Source organism: Streptomyces sp. NPDC001843 (genome assembly GCF_042891955.1).
In the GTDB taxonomy this organism is placed as follows: domain Bacteria; phylum Actinomycetota; class Actinomycetes; order Streptomycetales; family Streptomycetaceae; genus Streptomyces.
The window spans coordinates 117,279-134,398 of record NZ_JBIATQ010000002.1 but is presented as its reverse complement, the minus strand read 5'-3'; the positions used below and the strand labels follow the sequence as shown (position 1 = coordinate 134,398).

Annotated in this window: 10 protein-coding genes; 8 read left to right on the top strand and 2 right to left on the bottom strand. The window is 73.1% G+C overall.

All coding sequences use genetic code 11. The features are described from left to right. The first annotated feature begins 114 nt into the window (after positions 1 to 114). Both ACFYZQ_RS06100 and ACFYZQ_RS06095 read left to right on the top strand, forming a co-directional pair. Positions 115 to 1,839 carry an ABC transporter transmembrane domain-containing protein gene (locus ACFYZQ_RS06100; RefSeq protein WP_389142157.1) on the top strand — a complete coding sequence of 575 codons (1,725 nt, stop codon included), beginning with the start codon at positions 115 to 117 and terminating at the stop codon, positions 1,837 to 1,839. Further along, positions 1,839 to 3,566, top strand: a complete 1,728-nt coding sequence (locus ACFYZQ_RS06095; RefSeq protein WP_389142155.1) for an ATP-binding cassette domain-containing protein — start codon at positions 1,839 to 1,841, stop codon at positions 3,564 to 3,566. Before ACFYZQ_RS06100 ends, ACFYZQ_RS06095 begins: the two co-directional genes overlap by 1 nt. Here ACFYZQ_RS06095 and ACFYZQ_RS06090 read toward each other — a convergent pair. Further along, positions 3,543 to 4,151 carry a LuxR C-terminal-related transcriptional regulator gene (locus ACFYZQ_RS06090; protein ID WP_389142153.1) on the bottom strand — a complete coding sequence of 203 codons (609 nt, stop codon included), beginning with the start codon at positions 4,149 to 4,151 and terminating at the stop codon, positions 3,543 to 3,545. The two genes, ACFYZQ_RS06095 and ACFYZQ_RS06090, sit on opposite strands and share 24 nt — an antisense overlap. 257 nt (positions 4,152 to 4,408) lie before the next feature. Here ACFYZQ_RS06090 and ACFYZQ_RS06085 point away from each other — a divergent pair, with 257 nt between their 5' ends. Beyond that, positions 4,409 to 6,568, top strand: coding sequence for a SpoIIE family protein phosphatase (locus tag ACFYZQ_RS06085; RefSeq protein ID WP_389143195.1), 2,160 nt, complete (start codon positions 4,409 to 4,411; stop codon positions 6,566 to 6,568). Positions 6,569 to 6,721: 153 nt separating this feature from the next. Here ACFYZQ_RS06085 and ACFYZQ_RS06080 read toward each other — a convergent pair whose 3' ends face one another. After that, positions 6,722 to 8,161 carry a S1 family peptidase gene (locus ACFYZQ_RS06080; protein ID WP_389143193.1) on the bottom strand — a complete coding sequence of 480 codons (1,440 nt, stop codon included), beginning with the start codon at positions 8,159 to 8,161 and terminating at the stop codon, positions 6,722 to 6,724. A gap of 936 nt (positions 8,162 to 9,097) precedes the next feature. Here ACFYZQ_RS06080 and ACFYZQ_RS06075 point away from each other — a divergent pair. From ACFYZQ_RS06075 to ACFYZQ_RS06055, 5 genes are all read left to right on the top strand, one after another. Further along, positions 9,098 to 9,313: a type A2 lantipeptide gene (locus tag ACFYZQ_RS06075; RefSeq protein WP_389142151.1), complete on the top strand. Its 216-nt coding sequence runs from the start codon at positions 9,098 to 9,100 to the stop codon at positions 9,311 to 9,313. A 97-nt stretch (positions 9,314 to 9,410) separates the two neighbouring features. Then, positions 9,411 to 10,232, top strand: coding sequence for an HlyD family efflux transporter periplasmic adaptor subunit (locus ACFYZQ_RS06070; protein WP_389142149.1), 822 nt, complete (start codon positions 9,411 to 9,413; stop codon positions 10,230 to 10,232). Further along, entirely contained in the window at positions 10,229 to 12,448 is a 2,220-nt protein-coding gene (locus ACFYZQ_RS06065) for an NHLP family bacteriocin export ABC transporter peptidase/permease/ATPase subunit (RefSeq protein WP_389142147.1), read from the top strand. Before ACFYZQ_RS06070 ends, ACFYZQ_RS06065 begins: the two co-directional genes overlap by 4 nt. Position 12,449: 1 nt before the next feature. Continuing rightward, entirely contained in the window at positions 12,450 to 15,302 is a 2,853-nt protein-coding gene (locus tag ACFYZQ_RS06060) for an NHLP bacteriocin export ABC transporter permease/ATPase subunit (RefSeq protein ID WP_389142145.1), read from the top strand. 190 nt (positions 15,303 to 15,492) lie between these two features. Then, entirely contained in the window at positions 15,493 to 16,995 is a 1,503-nt protein-coding gene (locus tag ACFYZQ_RS06055; RefSeq protein WP_389142143.1) for an MFS transporter, read from the top strand. The last annotated feature ends 125 nt before the right edge of the window (positions 16,996 to 17,120 follow it).

The window sequence follows — 17,120 nt, the reverse complement described above, 5'->3', positions numbered from 1 at the left end:
GCCCGCGGCTCCGGGCGGCTCTCTCCTGCGGGAGGGGCCGCCCGGGGCCTCACCCATGACGCTTCCCCCTCGACTTTCTCCTCGATTTCCTCCTCGCTGTGAGGCCGCAGACCTATGACGACCCGCGTGGACGACGACCCGGCGACCGCCGAGGCCCGTGCGCTGCTGCGCGGGGCGGGCCGGCACGACGTGGTGCGCGGCGCCGCGTTGTGCGCGGTGAGCAGCGCGGCCACCGCCGTCGGGCTGCTGCTGCCCGCCGTACTGGGCCGGACCCTCGACCTGCTGCTGGCGCACGGCCCGGCGGCCCGCTGGGTGTGGTGCTGCGTGGGCCTGGTCGTGCTGCTCGCCGTCCTCGACGGGTGCGAGAGCGTGCTGTCCGGCACGGTCGACGCGCGGGCCACGGCGTGGCTGCGGCGGCGGCTGGCCGGGCACGTGCTGGCGCTCGGCCCGCGTGCCACGGACCGCTTCGCCTCCGGCGACCTCGTCGCCCGGCTGGTCGGCGGGGCCGCTCAGGCCGGGACGGCGCCCGGCGCCTTCGCCGCACTGCTGGCCGCGCTCGCCGGGCCCGTGGGGGGCGTGGTGGCGCTCGGCCTCATCGACTGGCGGACGGCGGCCGTCCTGCTCGCCGGTGCGCCGCTCCTCGCGCTGCTGCTGCGTGCCTTCGCCCGCGACACCTCCGAGTGCCTGGCGGACTACCAGCGGGTGCAGGGCTCGATCGCGGCGGCCCTGGCGGAGGCGGTCGGCGGCTCCCGGACGATCCGCGCGGCGGGCACCGAGGACCGGGAGACGGCGCGCGTCCTGCGGCCGCTGCCGGAACTGTCCCGCGCGGGACACCACATGTGGCGGGTGCAGGGACGGGCCGCGGCGCAGGCGGTGGCCGTGGCACCGCTGCTGCAGCTCGGCGTCGTCGCCGTGGCCGGTTTCCTGCTCACCCGCCACCGGCTGTCCGTGGGCGAGGTGCTCGCCGCCTCCCGGTACGCCGTCCTCGCCGGCGGGGTGGGCGTGCTGGTCGGCCGGGTCGCCGCGCTGTCGCGGGCCCGGGCCGCGGCGCGCCGGCTGGGCGAGGTGCTCGCCGAACCCGCGCCCGTGCCCGGCACGCGCCGGCTGCCACCGGGCCCGGGGCGTCTTCAGCTGCGCGGCGTCACCGTCCGGCGCGGCGGACGCACCGTGCTCGACGGCGTCGACCTGGACGTCCCCGGTGGTACGACCCTCGCGGTGGTCGGCCGGTCCGGCGCGGGCAAGTCCCTGCTCGCGGCCCTCGCCGGGCGCCTGGCCGACCCGGACGCCGGTGAGGTGCTGCTCGACGGCATGCGGCTTACCGATCTGGCCCCCGAGGACCTGCGGGCCGCGGTCGCCTACGCCTTCGAACGCCCCGCCCTGCTCGGCACGACCATCGAGGACACCATCGCCCTGGGGCTGGTGTCCCCCGGCTCCGACCGGGTCCGCGCCGCCGCCCGCCGGGCCCGCGCCGACGCGTTCGTACGCCGGCTTCCGCAGGGCTACGCCACCCCCTGCGCGGCCGCCCCCCGCTCGGGCGGCGAGTCCCAGCGCCTCGGGCTCGCCCGCGCCTTCGCCCGCGGCGGGCGGCTGCTGATCCTCGACGACGCCCTCTCCAGCCTCGACACGGTCACCGAGCACCAGGTCACCGAGGCACTGCTGGGCGACGGCGGCCGCCGCACCCGTCTGCTCGTCGCCCACCGCGCGGCGACGGCGGCCCGCGCGGACGCGGTGGCATGGCTGGACGGGGGGCGGCTGCGGGCGGTCGGGCCGCACGCCCGGCTGTGGCGGGACCCGGCGTACCGGGCTGTGTTCGGTGTCGGGGAGGAGGTGCCGCGGTGATGTCACGGGCGCTGGGGCCGCCGCCGTGGCGGGTGCTGGCACGGCTGGGCGGCTGGTCGCTGCTGGAGGCGGGGCAGACGTTTCTCGTCGGGTACGCGCTCGCGCGGGCCCTGGACCAGGGGTTCCTGGCCGGCCGGGCCGGAGCCGGACTGCTGTGGCTCGGGGTGGCGGGGCTGGGCGCCGTCGCCGGGGCGTACGGGACCGGCCGGGTGTACGGCGCCGTCGCCGCGCTGGTCGAACCGGTGCGGGACCGGCTCGTGCGGCGGGTGGTGGCACGCGGGGTGCGGGAGGCGGACGGCGGGGCGCTGTCCGGGCTGACCCAGCAGGTGGAGATCGCGCGGGACGCCCTCGCGGGCCTGGTGATGGTCGCACGTTCGTTCCTCTTCACCGCGGCCGGTGCTCTCGTGGGCCTGTTCTCGCTCTCGCCGCGGCTGCTGCTGGTCGTCGCACCGCCGCTGCTCGCCGGGGTCGGTCTGTTCGCCGCGACGCTGCGGCCGCTGGCCCGGCGGCAGGAGGCCTTCCTGGTCGCCGACGAGGCCCTCGCCGGGCAGTGGGGCGCGGTGTGCCCGGGACTGCGCGACGTGACGGCGGCAGGGGCCGAGGCGCAGGTCGGCGCCGACCTGCGCCGCCGTACCGATGCCGAGCTGCTGGCCGCCCGTTCTCTGGCCCGCTTCGGTGTCGTGCGGGTGGTCTGCCTCGCCCTCGGCGGACAGCTGCCGGTCGTCCTCCTGCTCGCCACCGCCCCCTGGCTCCTCGCCCACGGCGTCACCCCGGGTGCCCTGGTCGGTGCCCTGGCCTACGTCACCCAGTCCCTGCTCCCCGCCCTCCAGAACCTCGTGCACGGCCTCGGCACCAGCGGCTCCCGTCTGACGGTGGTCCTGCGGCGCCTGGCCCCTCCGGGGGATGCGCGGAAACGACCGGCGGGACGACCGTTCACGCCCGGGAGTCCCTCGGCCGGGGGCGCGGGGGCCGGCCCGGTGGACGACGCCCTCACCCTCACCTCCGTCACGTTCGCCTACGGTCCCGCGAGCGAACCCGTCCTCGACGGGCTGGACCTCCGCGTGCCGGACGGCGGTCGTCTCGCCGTGGTGGGACCGAGCGGGATCGGGAAGTCGACACTGACCGCGCTGGCCGCGGGCCTGCTGGAGCCCGGCAGCGGGACGATCCGGGTGTACGGGCACCCCGTACCGGGAGAGGAGGCGGCCGCGCGACGGGTGCTGATCCCGCAGGAGGCGTACGTCCACACCGGCACCCTCGCCGAGAACCTGGGCGGCCTGCGCGCGGACCCGGTGCCGGAGCGGGAGCTGCTGGCCGCCGCCGAGGCCGTCGGGCTCACCTCCGTCCTCGAAGCGCTGGGCGGGCCGGACGCGCAGGTCAAGCCGGCGGCGCTGTCCGCGGGCGAGCGGCAGCTGATCGCACTGACCCGGGCCTATCTGTCCCGGGCGCCGCTGGCGCTGCTGGACGAGGCGACCTGCCACCTGGATCCGGAGGCGGAGGCACGCGCCGAGCGGGCCTTCGCCGAGCGTCCGGGCGGCACCCTGGTGGTGGTCGCCCACCGCATCAGCTCGGCACGCCGCGCGGACCGGATCCTGGTGCTGGACGGCAGCCGCACCGCGTACGGCACCCACGACGAACTGCTCGGCACCTCCCCGCTGTACCGCGACCTCGTCGGCGGCTGGACCCCCGCCCCGGCCGGCGGACCGTCACAGCCAGCCCTCCCCCTGTGAGATGCGGATCGCGTCGACGCGGTTGCGGGCCCCGGTCTTGCGGGTGATCGCCGCCATGTAGTTGCGCACCGTTCCGTGCGAGAGGTGCAGGCTTCCGGCGATCTCGGCGATGGACGCTCCGCCGGCCGCCAGGGACAGCACACTCAGCTCGCGGCGCGTCAGCGGCATCTGCGCGGCCTTGAGGAAACCGAAGCCGAGCGAGTCGTCGACGAAACGTTTCCCCTCGGCGACGTGCCGGATCGCGCGTATGAGGTTCTCGGGGGATCCCTCCTTGTCCACGTAGCCGAGCGCTCCGGCCTCGACCGCCTGTCTCAGCAGCCCGGGACGGTTCGCCCCGGCGAGCACGAGGAGCCGCGGGGGCTTGGCGGCGGCACCCGGCGGGCACAGCTCGCCCAGCGGCGGAATGCCGTAGCCGCCCGCTGTTTCCAGGTCCGCCGCGCACACGTCCGGCCGCAGTGACCGCACCAGCGCGGATGCGCCCCGCCACGGCGTGCCGTCCACCCGCATGTCGGGTTCGCGGCTCAACCACTCCGCCAGCACGGACCGCACCAGACACACGTCGTGGACCAGAAGTACTCGGATCACTACCGCCCCTTCGGCTCGCCGGACATCCAGGTGTTGAGCGCGTGCCCCATTCTTTGCGGCGGTGACGGTTCGTGGGCGCGAAGAACCGGCCATCGGGGTGCGCGGGGGCGCACTCACGGCGCCTGTACCCGGCCCCGCGCATCGGCTGTGGGGGCATGGGAGGGAGCAAAGGGGGTATGGGGGGCCACTCGCCGTGCGCCGGGCGCCGCGAGGAGGGAGTCTTGACCCGGGGATGCGACGCGCGGCCGTGCGAGGAGGTGGTCGGCGTGTCCGACGGGCAGACGTCCGGGCCGACGCCCGCCTCCGCCAGGCAGCAGGCCGGACCTCCCGTGCTGTCGGTGGCGCTGGCCTCGATGATGGACGAGGTGCACGCGCACTCGGGGGCGGTGTACCTGCTGGCCCCGGACCAGTCGGTGCTGCAGATGGCGGTGATGGCGGGACTGCCCCGGGCGTTCGCGGCGCCCTGGGAGCGGGTGGGCCTGAGCGCGCCGATCCCGGTCGCCCAGGCGGTGCGTGAGCGGCGGCTGGTGTGGGTGGGCGGCGAGGAGGACATGGCGCGCCGCTATCCGCGCATCGCGGTGGTGCTGCCCTACCCCTTCGCCCTGGCCGCACTGCCCGTGGCCACCGACAACGCCGCGTACGGCGCGGTCTTCGTGACCTGGCCCGGTTCCCACCCGCCGCTGCTCTCCGACTGGGAGCGGGAGCACCTGACGGCGGCCTGTGACCGGCTGGCGAAGCGCCTGGAGCGGACCGCGCAGTACAACCGCCCGCCGCCGCACCACGAGCCCGATCTGCTGGCGGCGCCGCCGCTGCCGGGAGCGGCCGGCATGCTGGGCACGGCGGAGGCCGCACGCATGGTGGAGCGGCTGCCGTACGGGCTGGTCTCGCTCGACCTGCACGGCAGGATCGTCTTCGCCAACGAGGCGGCCGGCGAGCTGCTCGGCAGGGCGGTCGCCGACCTGCTCGGCATCCAGCCGTGGGCCTCGGTGCCCTGGCTGAACGACCCGGTGTACGAGGACCGCTACCGGGCCGCGCTGATCAGCCAGCACATCACCTCGTTCGTTGCGCTGCGCCCGCCCGGCACCTGGCTGTCCTTCCGGCTGTACCCGAGCACGAACGGGCTGAGCGTGCGCATCGGCCGGGCCCGGTCGGTGGCGGAGCTGGCACGGGACACGCCGCGGCCCGGCGACGCGGGCCCGTCCCGGCTGGTGACCATCTCCACGGTGCTGAGCCTGGCCGGCGCGCTGACCGAGGCGGCGGGAGTGCAGGACGTCGTCCAGCTGGTCGCGGACGAGATCGCCCCTGCCGTGGGCAGCACGGCCCTGGTGCTCCTCGGCTCGCAGGGCGGCCGGCTGTACGTGCTGGGACACCGCGGCTACCCGGACCCGCGGGTCGTCGGGCGGTTCGACGGACTGCCGCTGAGCGAGCGCACCCCGGTCACACAGGCCCTGAGCAGCGGCGTGCCCGGGTTCTTCGACTCGCCGGAGCAGCTGCTGCGGGTGTACCCGAACCTGCGTCAGGCCCCGGACACCTTCGCGGCCTGGGCGTATCTGCCGCTGATCGCGTCGGGGCGGCCGGTGGGCACCTGTGTGCTGGCCTATACCGAACCCCATGTCTTCCCCGCGGAGGAGCGGGCCGTCCTGACGAGCCTGGGCGGCCTGATCGCGCAGGCACTGGAGCGGGCACAGCTGTACGACACCAAACACCGGCTGGCGCACGGCCTGCAGGAGGCTCTTCTGCCGCACTCGCTGGCCACGCTGCCGGGCCTGGAAGCCGCCGCCTGCTACGTGCCCGCCACCCACGGCATGGAGATCGGCGGCGACTTCTACGACCTCGTGCCCGCGCGTCCGCTGCCGGCGGCGGTGATCGGGGACGTCCAGGGGCACAACGTGACCGCGGCCGGGCTGATGGGGCAGATCCGGACCGGGGTGCGCGCCTACACGACGGTGGGACAGCCGCCGCAGGAGGTCATGCGCAGCACCAACCGGCTGCTCATCGACCTCGGCGCCGACCTGTTCGCGAGCTGTCTGTACCTCCGCCTCGATCCGGCGCACGGACGGGCCGTCATGTCCCGCGCGGGGCATCCGCCTCCGCTGCTGAGGCGCCCGGACGGGCGGGTGCGCGTGCTGGATCTGGCCGGCGGTCCGCTGCTGGGCATCGACGCGTCGGCGACGTATCCGACGACGCAGGTCTCCCTGGCCCCCGGCTCGGTCCTCGTCCTCTACACCGACGGCCTGGTGGAGTCGCCGGGGGTGGACATCGAGGACTCCCTCGCGGACCTGGGCGAGTTGCTGGCCGGGGCCGGGGAACCGCCCCTGAACCGGCTGGCGGACCAACTGGTCCGGCACGCCGCGGCGGCCCGGGAGCCGGTCGACGACGTGGCGGTACTGCTGCTGCGGGCGTGCCGGGAGGACTGACGCGACTGCGGCCGCGGCCGCAGGACGAGTCGGCCATGGCCGAAACGACGACGCGGCCCGGCCCTCCCGCCGGAGGGCCGGGCCGTCCACCGTCGGCCGGAACCGCTTGGTGAGGCCGAGCAGTGGGTCTCGGTGAGGGACGAGCCGTCGCCGTTACTCGCCGCTGTTGCCGGCCTGGTCGCCGTTGCCGGCCTGGCCGTTGTTGCCGGCCTGCTCACCGGTGCCGGAGGCGTCGCCCGCGCCGGACTGGCCGGCGCCGCTCTGGTCACCGGCCGTCGCGGACGGGTCGGCGGTGGCACCGGACTGGTCACCGGCGCCCGACTGGTCACCCGCACCGGCCTGGTCACCCGCCGACGCGGACGGGTCGGCGCTGCCGCCCACCTGGTCGCCGCCGGCCTGCTCGCCGCCGCCCGCCTGGTCACCGGCACCGGCACCGGCACCCGCGCCGGCACCGGAGTCGCCGAGGGTGGCGCCGGTGGCCTGGAGGGCGGCGGTGACCGGCTGGAAGAAGGTCTCGCCGCCGGCGGTGCAGTCACCGCTGCCGCCGGAGGTGAGGCCGACCGCGCCGCCGTCCTGGGTGAACAGCGAGCCGCCGCTGTCACCGGCCTCGGCGCAGACGTTCGTCTGAATCAGCCCGTTGACGGTGTCGACACCGTTCGGGTCGGTCTCGCTCTGGAAGTTGACGGTGGCGTCGAGGCCGGTCACCTGGCCGTTGTGCAGACCGGTGGTGGAGCCCATCCGGAACACGGTCTCGCCGACCGTGGCGTCCACGGCCTGGGTGATCGGAACGGTCTGGCCGTTGCCCGCGTTGACCTCGCTCGGCGCCTGGGTGTTGGCGTCGTTGTACTTCACGAGTGAGAAGTCGCCGTCGCCGGGGAACGTCGCCTGGTCGACTGTGGCGATGGGCTGGCCGGTCTCGGAGTCGGACCAGTCCTTGGCCGCGACACCGCAGTGACCGGCCGTCAGGAAGGCGGGGCTGCCGTCCTTGGCGGTGACGTTGAAGCCGAGGGAGCAGCGGACGGTGCCGTTCTGCACCTGGGAGAAGATGGCGTCGCCGCCGGAGACGAACGTCTTGAACTTGCCGGAGGACTTCTTGAGCGTCGCCATGTCGGAGCCGAGGCTCTTGACGGTGGACTCCACCCGGTCCCACTTCGCACCTGTGACCGTGCTGTCGGCGGTGACCACGACCTTGTTCGTCTTGGGGTCGACCGCCCAGGCGGTGCCGGGAACGGTCGCCTTGGCCTTCAGGGTCTTCGCGGCGGCCTGCAGGTCGGCCGTGCTGTTCTTGACCTGGCGGACGACCGCGCCCGCCTTCTTCGCCTGGACGATCACGTTGTTGTCGCCGCTGACCACGTTGACGACGAGCTGCTTGGCGTTGCTGTCGTAGTAGGAGCCGGCGAGGGCGTCACCGAGAATCTTCTGCAACTGCGAAGCGAGATCCGAGGCGTCGGACGCCTTCAGAACCTTGGGGGCGGCGGCGGAGGTGTCACCCGAGGCGCCGTCCTGGGACGCGTTGGCGTTCGGCAGCAGGAAGGCCGCCGCTCCGAGTGCCGCAACGCCACCCACCGCTATCGCGGCCTTGCGCTTCGGCATTCGCTTGTGACTCAAACTACTCGACCTCCTGGGAACGGGGGGGCTGCCGCTCTGGGGCAGTGGATCCTGGGCGCCTGGTTGGCTGTTGATACGCAGGGGGTGGGCGGTGCGTTCAATTGCGTTTGCCAAAAACCTTTGCTCGACGGTGAATCGGCCCGGTCGGGTTGAGTTCCGCGGGTCGCCGCACGGCCGGTGAGCCACCCCCCCCCATATGGCGATGACCACCGCCGAAGCCGACAAGATCCTCTCCACCGGCTTCGCACCCTTGGTCCTGGAATTCAGACTGACGGTTCAGCGGGGCGCCGAGGACCGCGCCAACCGTGTCCGCCCTGATCAGAGCGGCCGACGGGGAGGGTGACGCCCTGTCGGGGCAGGCGCTGACTGCGGCGGCCGACAGGGTGACGGCGTTCGCGGCGCCGACGGCGCGCGACACCTTCGCACCGATGACGGCGGGCCCACGGTCGACGTTCTTCCGACGGGCGACGAACACACACGATCAGCGACCGCTCATTCACGTTCTGTCGCGAACATCGAGCGGAATCCTGGCTTCAGGGAATCTGCACACCGACTACCCAACCGGGTCACGGCGTACGGGGATTCTGCACAGGCGCACGCCCCTGGTCATGCCATTGGCGCGGAGTGCCCGATTTCGTCGAAGCGGTGCGGGCACCTCCTCGCACCGATGCCGTGACGGATGTGAAGGAGTCGCCGACAAGCCGTGCGCAAGCCTGCACGGATGAACCGGTCCGGAGGGCAAGTGCGCAGGTGAGAGCGGTTGTTGATTGGAAGCGCGAGCCGCGCGCGTGCTTTGATCCATCGCACCGCGGGGGCCGCTCAGGGCTTGCCGGAACGGACGCCCGCGGTCGCGGCCGTCATCTGTCCCCAGAGGGGGCCGCTCCCCCCTTGTGAAATACCCATATGTGAAGGGAAGTTCCTATGAACTCCACCCCCCAGGTCGAGACCGTCGAGATCTCGGACGCCGAGCTGGACAACGTCTCCGGCGGCCTCTCCGTGAACGCCCTGAACAGCGCCACCGGCGCCCTGAACGGCATCGCCCCGGTCTCCGGCCTGACGGACACCGCCATCGGCACGGTCGAGGGTGTCACCGGCCTGAACACCCAGCCGGTCACCAACCTGGTCGCCGGTCTCTGATCGCACCTCGTTGCCGCTGAGTCCCGGAGCCGTTCCCCGGTTCCGGGACTCTTCGGATGCCGTGACAGTCCCACTCCACAGGTGAGGGATCACTCCCGTGCAGTTCCGCCAGCAGGCCCTCGCCAAGCTGCAGTCGCCGGAAGAGCTGGACCTTCCGGTGCGCCTGGCCCGCCCCCAGGGCTGGCTCGCGCTGTCCGTCTCGGTCCTCGCCATGGCGGCCGCCTCCGTATGGGCGGTGACCGGCTCGGTCGCCTCCACCGTCGGCGCACCCGCCATCCTCACGCACGCCGAGGGCAGTTACGTCCTGCAGAGCCCGGTCGCCGGGCAGGTCACCGCGGTGCTGGCGAAGCAGGGTGAGCGGCTGCCCGCCGGTTCTCCCGTGCTGAAGGTGCGTACGAGCCAGGGCGAGTCGGTCGTCCGTACGGTCGCCGCCGGCCGGATCACCGCACTGGCCGCCACCATCGGGCAGATCGTCGGCACCGGCGCGAACGTCGCCGCCGTCGAGAAGGTCGCCCACGCCTCGGACCCGCTGTACGCGACCGTGTACGTGCCCGCCGAGAACGCCGCCTCGATCCCCGCGCACGCCCCCGTCGACCTGACCGTGTCGTCGGTGTCCACGCAGGAGTACGGGGTGCTGCGCGGCCATGTGAAGTCGGTGGACCGCACCGCCCAGTCCGCCCAGTCGATCACCGCGTTCCTCGGGGACAGCCAGTTGGGCGAGCAGTTCACCAGGAAAGGGCGGCCGGTGGCCGTGCTCGTCGAACTCGACAAGCCCGACGAGTCCGCCAAGTCGGCCGGGGCGAAGGGCCGGTACGAGTGGAGTCGCTCCGCACCACCGTACGGGCTGGACACCATGACCCCGGCCACCGCTTCGATCCGGCTGGCCGACCAGCGTCCCGTCGATTGGCTGCTTCCGTGACCACCGCCCAGGAAACCCGAGGCAGACGCCGTGCCGCGCCGCCCCGGCGTACGGTCCCCAAGAGCCGGGGCCGGGCCGTGCGCACCCCCACCGTGCTCCAGATGGAGGCGGTCGAGTGCGGCGCCGCCTCCCTCGCCATGGTGCTCGGCCACTACGGCCGGCACGTACCGCTGGAGGAGCTGCGCATCGCCTGCGGTGTCTCCCGCGACGGATCGCGCGCCAGCAACCTGCTCAAGGCGGCCCGCGGTTACGGCCTGACCGCCAAGGGCATGCAGATGGACCTGGCCGCCCTCGCGGAGGTGGGCGCACCGGCCATCCTGTTCTGGGAGTTCAACCACTACGTCGTCTACGACGGCATGGGCCGCCGCTTCGGCCGCCGCGGGGTGTACGTCAACGACCCAGCCAAGGGCCGCCGTTTCGTGCCCATGGAGGAGTTCGACGTCAGCTTCACCGGGGTCGTCCTGGTGATGGAGCCCGGCGAGGACTTCGTGAAGGGCGGGCGCCGCCCTGGCGTGCTCGGTGCCATGCCCGCCCGGCTGCGCGGCACCGCGGGCACGCTGCCCGCGGCCGTGCTGGCGAGCCTGCTGCTGGTGGCGGTCGGCGCGGCGGTGCCCGCGCTGAGCCGGACCTACATCGACATGTTCCTGATCGGCGGTCAGACCTCGCTGCTGGGCGTGCTGTTCGCGTCCATGGGCGCCTGCGTGCTGCTCACGGTGGTGCTGACCTGGTTGCAGCAGGCCAATCTGCTGCACGGCCGGATCGTCTCCTCCACCCTCTCCAGCGCCCGCTTCCTGCGCCATCTGCTGCGGCTGCCGGTGACCTTCTTCGCCCAGCGCAGCCCGGCCGACCTGGTGCAGCGTCTGCAGTCCAACGACCAGGTCGCCGAGACACTGGCCCGCGACCTCGCGGCGGCCGGCGTGGACGCGGTCGTGGTCGTGCTGTACGCGCTGCTGCTGTACACCTACGACCCGCAGCTGACGTTCGTCGGCATCGGCGTGGCGCTGCTCAACGTGGTGGCGATGCGGTTCGTCGTACGGCTGCGCGCCACCCGTACGGCGAAGCTGCGCGCGGACACCGCGCGGCTGACCAACACCTCCTACACCGGTCTGCAGCTGATCGAGACGATGAAGGCGACCGGCGGCGAGGACGGCTACTTCCGCAAGTGGGCCGGACAGCACGCCACCACTCTGGAGGAGCAGCAGCGGCTCGGCGTGCCCAGCGCCTGGCTCGGCGTGGTCGCGCCGACGCTCGCCACCCTCAACAGCGCGCTCATCCTCTGGATCGGCGGGATGCGGGCGGTCGAGGGCCATATCTCGGTCGGTCTGCTGGTCGCCTTCCAGGCACTGGTCAGCCGCTTCACCGCCCCGCTGACCCGGCTGAACGGGGTCGCCGGCCGCATCCAGGACTTCGCGGCCGACGTGGCACGGCTGAAGGACGTGGAGAACTTCCAGGCCGACCCGCTCTACGCCCGCCCCGGCGGCGACTCCGCGCGGCGCCTGCACGGGCACGTGGAGCTGCAGAACATCAGCTTCGGTTACAGCCCCCTGGACAAGCCCCTGCTCACCGGCTTCGACCTGGTCGTGGGCCCAGGTCGGCAGGTCGCGCTGGTCGGTGGCTCGGGCAGCGGCAAGTCGACGGTGTCCCGGCTGATCTCGGGCCTGTACACGCCCTGGGAGGGCGTGATCCGTATCGACGGGCAGCGCCTGGAGGACATCCCGCGCGGCGCGCTCGCGGCGTCCGTCTCCTTCGTCGACCAGGACGTCTTCCTCTTCGAGGGGTCGGTCCGCGACAACGTGGCCCTGTGGGACCCGTCGATCCCGGACGACGCCGTGGTGGAGGCCCTCAAGGACGCGGCCCTGTACGACGTGGTCATGCGCCGCCCCGGCGGCATCCACAGCAAGGTCGAGCAGGACGGCCGGAACTTCTCCGGCGGGCAGCGCCAGCGCCTGGAGATCGCCCGGGCGTTGGTGCGGCGGCCGAGCATCCTCGTCCTCGACGAGGTGACCAGCGCACTGGACGCGGAGACCGAGCAGATCGTGATGGACAACCTGCGCCGAAGGGGCTGCGCCTGTGTGGTGATCGCCCACCGGCTGAGCACCGTGCGCGACAGCGACGAGATCGTCGTGCTCCAGCACGGCACGGTCGTCGAACGCGGGCGGCACGCCGAACTGGTGGCGCGGGGCGGCGCGTACGCCGCGCTGGTCAGGGAGCGGTGAGATGACGTCCGTACCCGAAGGCGACCTCGTACTCGGCGCGCTCGGCACCCTGGGCACCCCGATCGACTGCACGGGCCTGAACCGGCTGGACCTGGAGGGTCCGCAGGTGCTGTGGCTGGTGGCGGCGGGCGCCGTGGACCTGTTCGCGGTGGACGCCGGGCAGCAGGGCCACTGGCACCATCTCGGCCGTCTGGAGGCCGGCACGCTGCTGCTCGGGCCGGTCGCCGGTCCCCAGCACACCCTGGTGGCCCGGCCGTTGCGCGACTGCGTCGTGCACCGCATCGGGCTGCGCGAGCTGTACCAGCCCGCGGACACCCAGACCTGGTCGTACGACGAGTACGGCAACCCCCAGTACGTGCCGCCGACTTCGAGCCCGCTGGAGTACGCCCTCGCGCTCGGCGTGGGGCGCAGTCTGTCGGTCCTCTTCCAGGCGCCGATGGCCGGTGAGGCGGCCGCGGGGGACGGGGGCGCCCCCGCGCGAGCTGATTCGAGCGTCGGGGACGACGAGGACGTGTTCTGGATGCAGGTGCCGCCGGGCAGCGTCCAGTACGGGTCGCTGTACGGCGCGGAGGCGGCCGCCGACCTGCTGATGAACCCTGCCGTGTGGCAGAGCATGGTCGACCAGCAGTACCGGCTGCTGACCACCCTCGACCGGTGGATCGAGCAGCTGGAACGCACCCACGAGGACCGTACGGCGGCCGGGATCAAGGCCGGTGAGGCGGTCCGCGCCCAGGCCGACCGGACGTTGCTGGCGTCCATCGGGAAGGGCCCGGCGAAACGCACGACGGCCGCCGACGCCGACGCCACCTACGCCGCGTGCCGGCTGGTGGCCCAGGCGGCCGGGATCACCCTTGCCGAACCGGCGCAGAACGGCACCGGCGGTGACCGCCTCGACCCGGTCGAGCGGGTGGCGCTCGCCTCGCGGGTGCGCACCAGGGCCGTGCGGCTGAACGGTCGCTGGTGGCGGGAGAACGCCGGACCGCTGGTGGGCCACCGGGCGCTGTCGGGGGCGCCGGTGGCGCTGCTGTGGCGGCGCGGCGGCTATGTCGCGGTGCATCCGGCGACCGGCCGGGAGACGCCGGTCGAGAAGGCCAACGCCGAGGAGTTCGAGCCGCGCGCGGTGATGTTCTACCGGCCGCTGCCGGAGCGGCGCCTCGGCCCGCTGGGCCTGCTCCGGTTCAGCATGCGCGGTACCCGCGGCGACCTGCTGAACCTGCTGCTGGCCGGGCTGGTGACGGTGGCCATCGGCTCGCTGGTGCCCATCGCCACCGGCAAGGTGCTCGGCGAGTACGTGCCGAAGGGCCGGCAGGAGCTGATCGTCCAGGTCTGTCTGGCGGTGATGATCAGCAGCGTGGTGGCGGCCGCCTTCATGCTCCTGGAGAACCTCACCATCCTCCGGCTCGAGGGCCGTATCGAGGCCACGCTCCAACCGGCCGTATGGGACCGGCTGCTGCGGCTGCCGACCAAGTTCTTCACCCGGCGCTCGACCGGTGAACTGGCCAGCGCCGCCATGGGCATCAGCGCCATCCGGCGGCTGCTGGCGGGCGTCGGCCCGGTGGTCGCCCAGTCGGTGACCGTCGGTGCGATGAACCTGGGCCTGCTCTTCTGGTACAGCGTGCCGATGGCGATGGCGGCGATCGGCATGCTGGTGGTCATCGCGGCGGTGTTCCTGGGGCTCGGTCTGTGGCAGGTGCGCTGGCAGCGGCGCCTGGTGGTGCTCGGCAACAAGCTGAACAACCAGGCGTTCCAGACCCTGCGCGGCCTGCCCAAGCTGCGGGTGGCCGCGGCGGAGAACTACGCGTACGCGGCCTGGGCGGGCGAGTTCGCGCGCAGCCGTGAGCTGCAGCAGAAGGTGGGGCGCATCAAGAACCTCACCACGGTGCTGGGCGCGGTGTACCTGCCGGTGTGCACCCTGCTGATGTTCATGCTGCTGGCGGGTCCGGCCAGGGGGTCGATGTCGGCGGCCGCCTTCCTCACCTTCAACACCTCGGTGACCATGCTGCTCACCTCGGTCACCCAGCTGACGGGTTCCTTCGTCTCGGCGGTGGCCGCGCTGCCGCTGTTCGAGGAGATCAGGCCGGTGCTGGAGGCGGCCCCGGAGGTGCGCGACGCGAGCACCCGGCCCGGCCCGCTGTCCGGCGCGATGGAGGCCCGGCGGCTGTCCTTCCGGTACGCCGACGACGGGCCGCTGGTGCTGGACGACGTGTCCTTCCAGGTCCGGCCGGGCGAGTTCGTGGCGATCGTCGGTCCCAGCGGCTGCGGCAAGTCCACGCTGCTGAGGCTGCTCATCGGTTTCGACAAGCCGGTGTCCGGGAGCGTGCTGTACGACGGCCAGGACCTCGCGGCCCTCGACCAGTCGGCGGTGCGGCGGCAGTGCGGAGTGGTGCTCCAGCACGCCCAGCCGTTCACCGGGTCGATCCTGGACGTCATCTGCGGCACCGAGCCGTACACACCGGAGGAGGCGATGGCGGCGGCCGAGATGGCGGGGCTCGCCGAGGACATCCAGCGGATGCCGATGGGCCTGCACACCATCGTCTCGGGCAGTGGCGCCGTCTCCGGCGGTCAGCGGCAGCGTCTGATGATCGCGCAGGCGCTGATCCGCCGCCCGCGCATCCTGTTCTTCGACGAGGCGACCAGCGCGCTGGACAACGACACCCAGCGCACGGTCATCGACAGCACCCGCAAACTGAACGCCACCCGCATCGTCATCGCCCACCGTCTGTCCACGGTGCTGGACGCGGACCGGGTCATCGTGATGGAGGACGGCAAGGTCGCCCAGCAGGGGCCGCCGGCCGAGCTCCTCGCCGACACCGGCGGGCGGCTGCACGAGCTGGTGCGGCGGCAGCTGGCGTAGGGGCCCTCGCCGCGCGTCGCCGGTTGCGGTGGTCGTGGCACCTCACTCCCGCAGGTCACTCCCGTAGACACATCGAAACTTTGCCGTTTCGCAGAAAGTGGTCTAACCTCGGCCTGCAGGTGTACGAAACGGTTTCGTTTACGTTCTTTTTGCCCGCTGCCCAGACCGACTTCCCCGGAGTGGTTCCCCGATGTCACACAAGACCCTGGAGGACGAGGCCCGTCCGGGCACCGTCCAGGCGCCGCCCGACGCTTCGAACAAGCGGTGGTGGATCCTCGCCGTCGTCGCCCTCGCGCAGCTGATGGTGGTCCTGGACGCCACCATCGTGAACATCGCGCTGCCCTCGGCCCAGGCCGACCTCGGCTTCTCCGACGGCAACCGGCAGTGGATCGTCACCGCGTACGCGCTGGCGTTCGCCTCGCTGCTGCTGCTCGGCGGCCGCATAGCGGACCTGTTCGGCCGCAAGACGGCCTTCCTGATCGGCGTCGTCGGCTTCGCGGCCGTCTCCGCGCTCGGTGGTGCCGCGAACGGCTTCCCGATGCTGGTCACCGCGCGCGCCCTGCAGGGAGCCTTCGGCGCACTTCTCGCACCGGCCGCGCTGTCACTGCTCAACACCACGTTCACCGACGCGCGGGAGCGGGCGCGGGCGTTCAGCGTGTACGGCGCCATCGCCGGCGCGGGCGGCGCGGTCGGGCTGCTGCTCGGCGGCGTGCTCACCGACGCCCTCGACTGGCGCTGGACGCTGTACGTCAACGTGGCCATCGCGGTCCTCGCCTTCGCCGGCGGCTGGATCCTGCTGGCCAACCACCGGGACGCGGCGAACTCCAAGCTCGACGTGCCGGGCACGCTCCTGGTCGCCGCGGGCCTGTTCTCCCTGGTCTACGGCTTCTCCAACGCCGAGACCCACGACTGGGGCTCGCCGCTGACCTGGGGCTTCCTGATCGCGGGCGGTGTGCTCCTGGCCGCCTTCGCCTGGTGGCAGACACGGGCCGAGCACCCTCTGCTGCCCCTGCGCATCCTGACCGACCGCAACCGCGCCGCCTCGTTCGTCGCCGTGCTGATCTCCGGTGCGGGCATGTTCGGCGTGTTCCTGTTCCTGACCTACTACCTCCAGCTGAACCTGGGCTTCAGCCCCACCAAGACCGGTGTGGCCTTCCTGCCGATGGTCGGCGCGCTCATGGTGGCGGCGCAGCTCGGCACGACCGTCCTGGTGCCGCGGATGGGACCCAAGGCGGTCGTTCCGCTGGGCTTCGCGGTCGCCGCGGTCGGCATGGCCTGGCTGACCGGCATCGGCGTCGCCTCCCACTACGTGAGCGCGGTGCTGCCGCAGCTGATCGTGACGGGCATCGGCCTCGGCCTGGTCATGCCGCCCGCCATGCAGCTGGCCACCGGCGGGGTGGCGGCGGAGGACGCGGGAGTGGCCTCCGCGACGGTCAACGCGATGCAGCAGGTCGGCGGCTCGATCGGTACGGCGCTGCTGAACACCCTCGCGGCGAGCGCGGCGACCGACTACCTGTCCGGCCGGGACGCCAGGAGCAAGCTGGTCCAGGCGCAGGCGACCATCGAGAGCTACACCACGGCCTTCTGGTGGTCCGCCGGACTGTTCGCCGCGGGCGCGCTGATCGCCTTCGCCGTCTTCCGCCGCGGGGTGCCGGAGCAGGACGCGGACGCCGCACCGGTCGTCCACATGTGAGCACCACCGCTTCGCTCCGGGAGGCCCGAGCCGCCCCGGCACAGTGGGGCCGTCGTCCGCAGGCGGACGGCGGCCCCGCTGTGCCGCCGGGGCGCCCGGCGGTGCCCCGTGGCCTGGGCGATGGG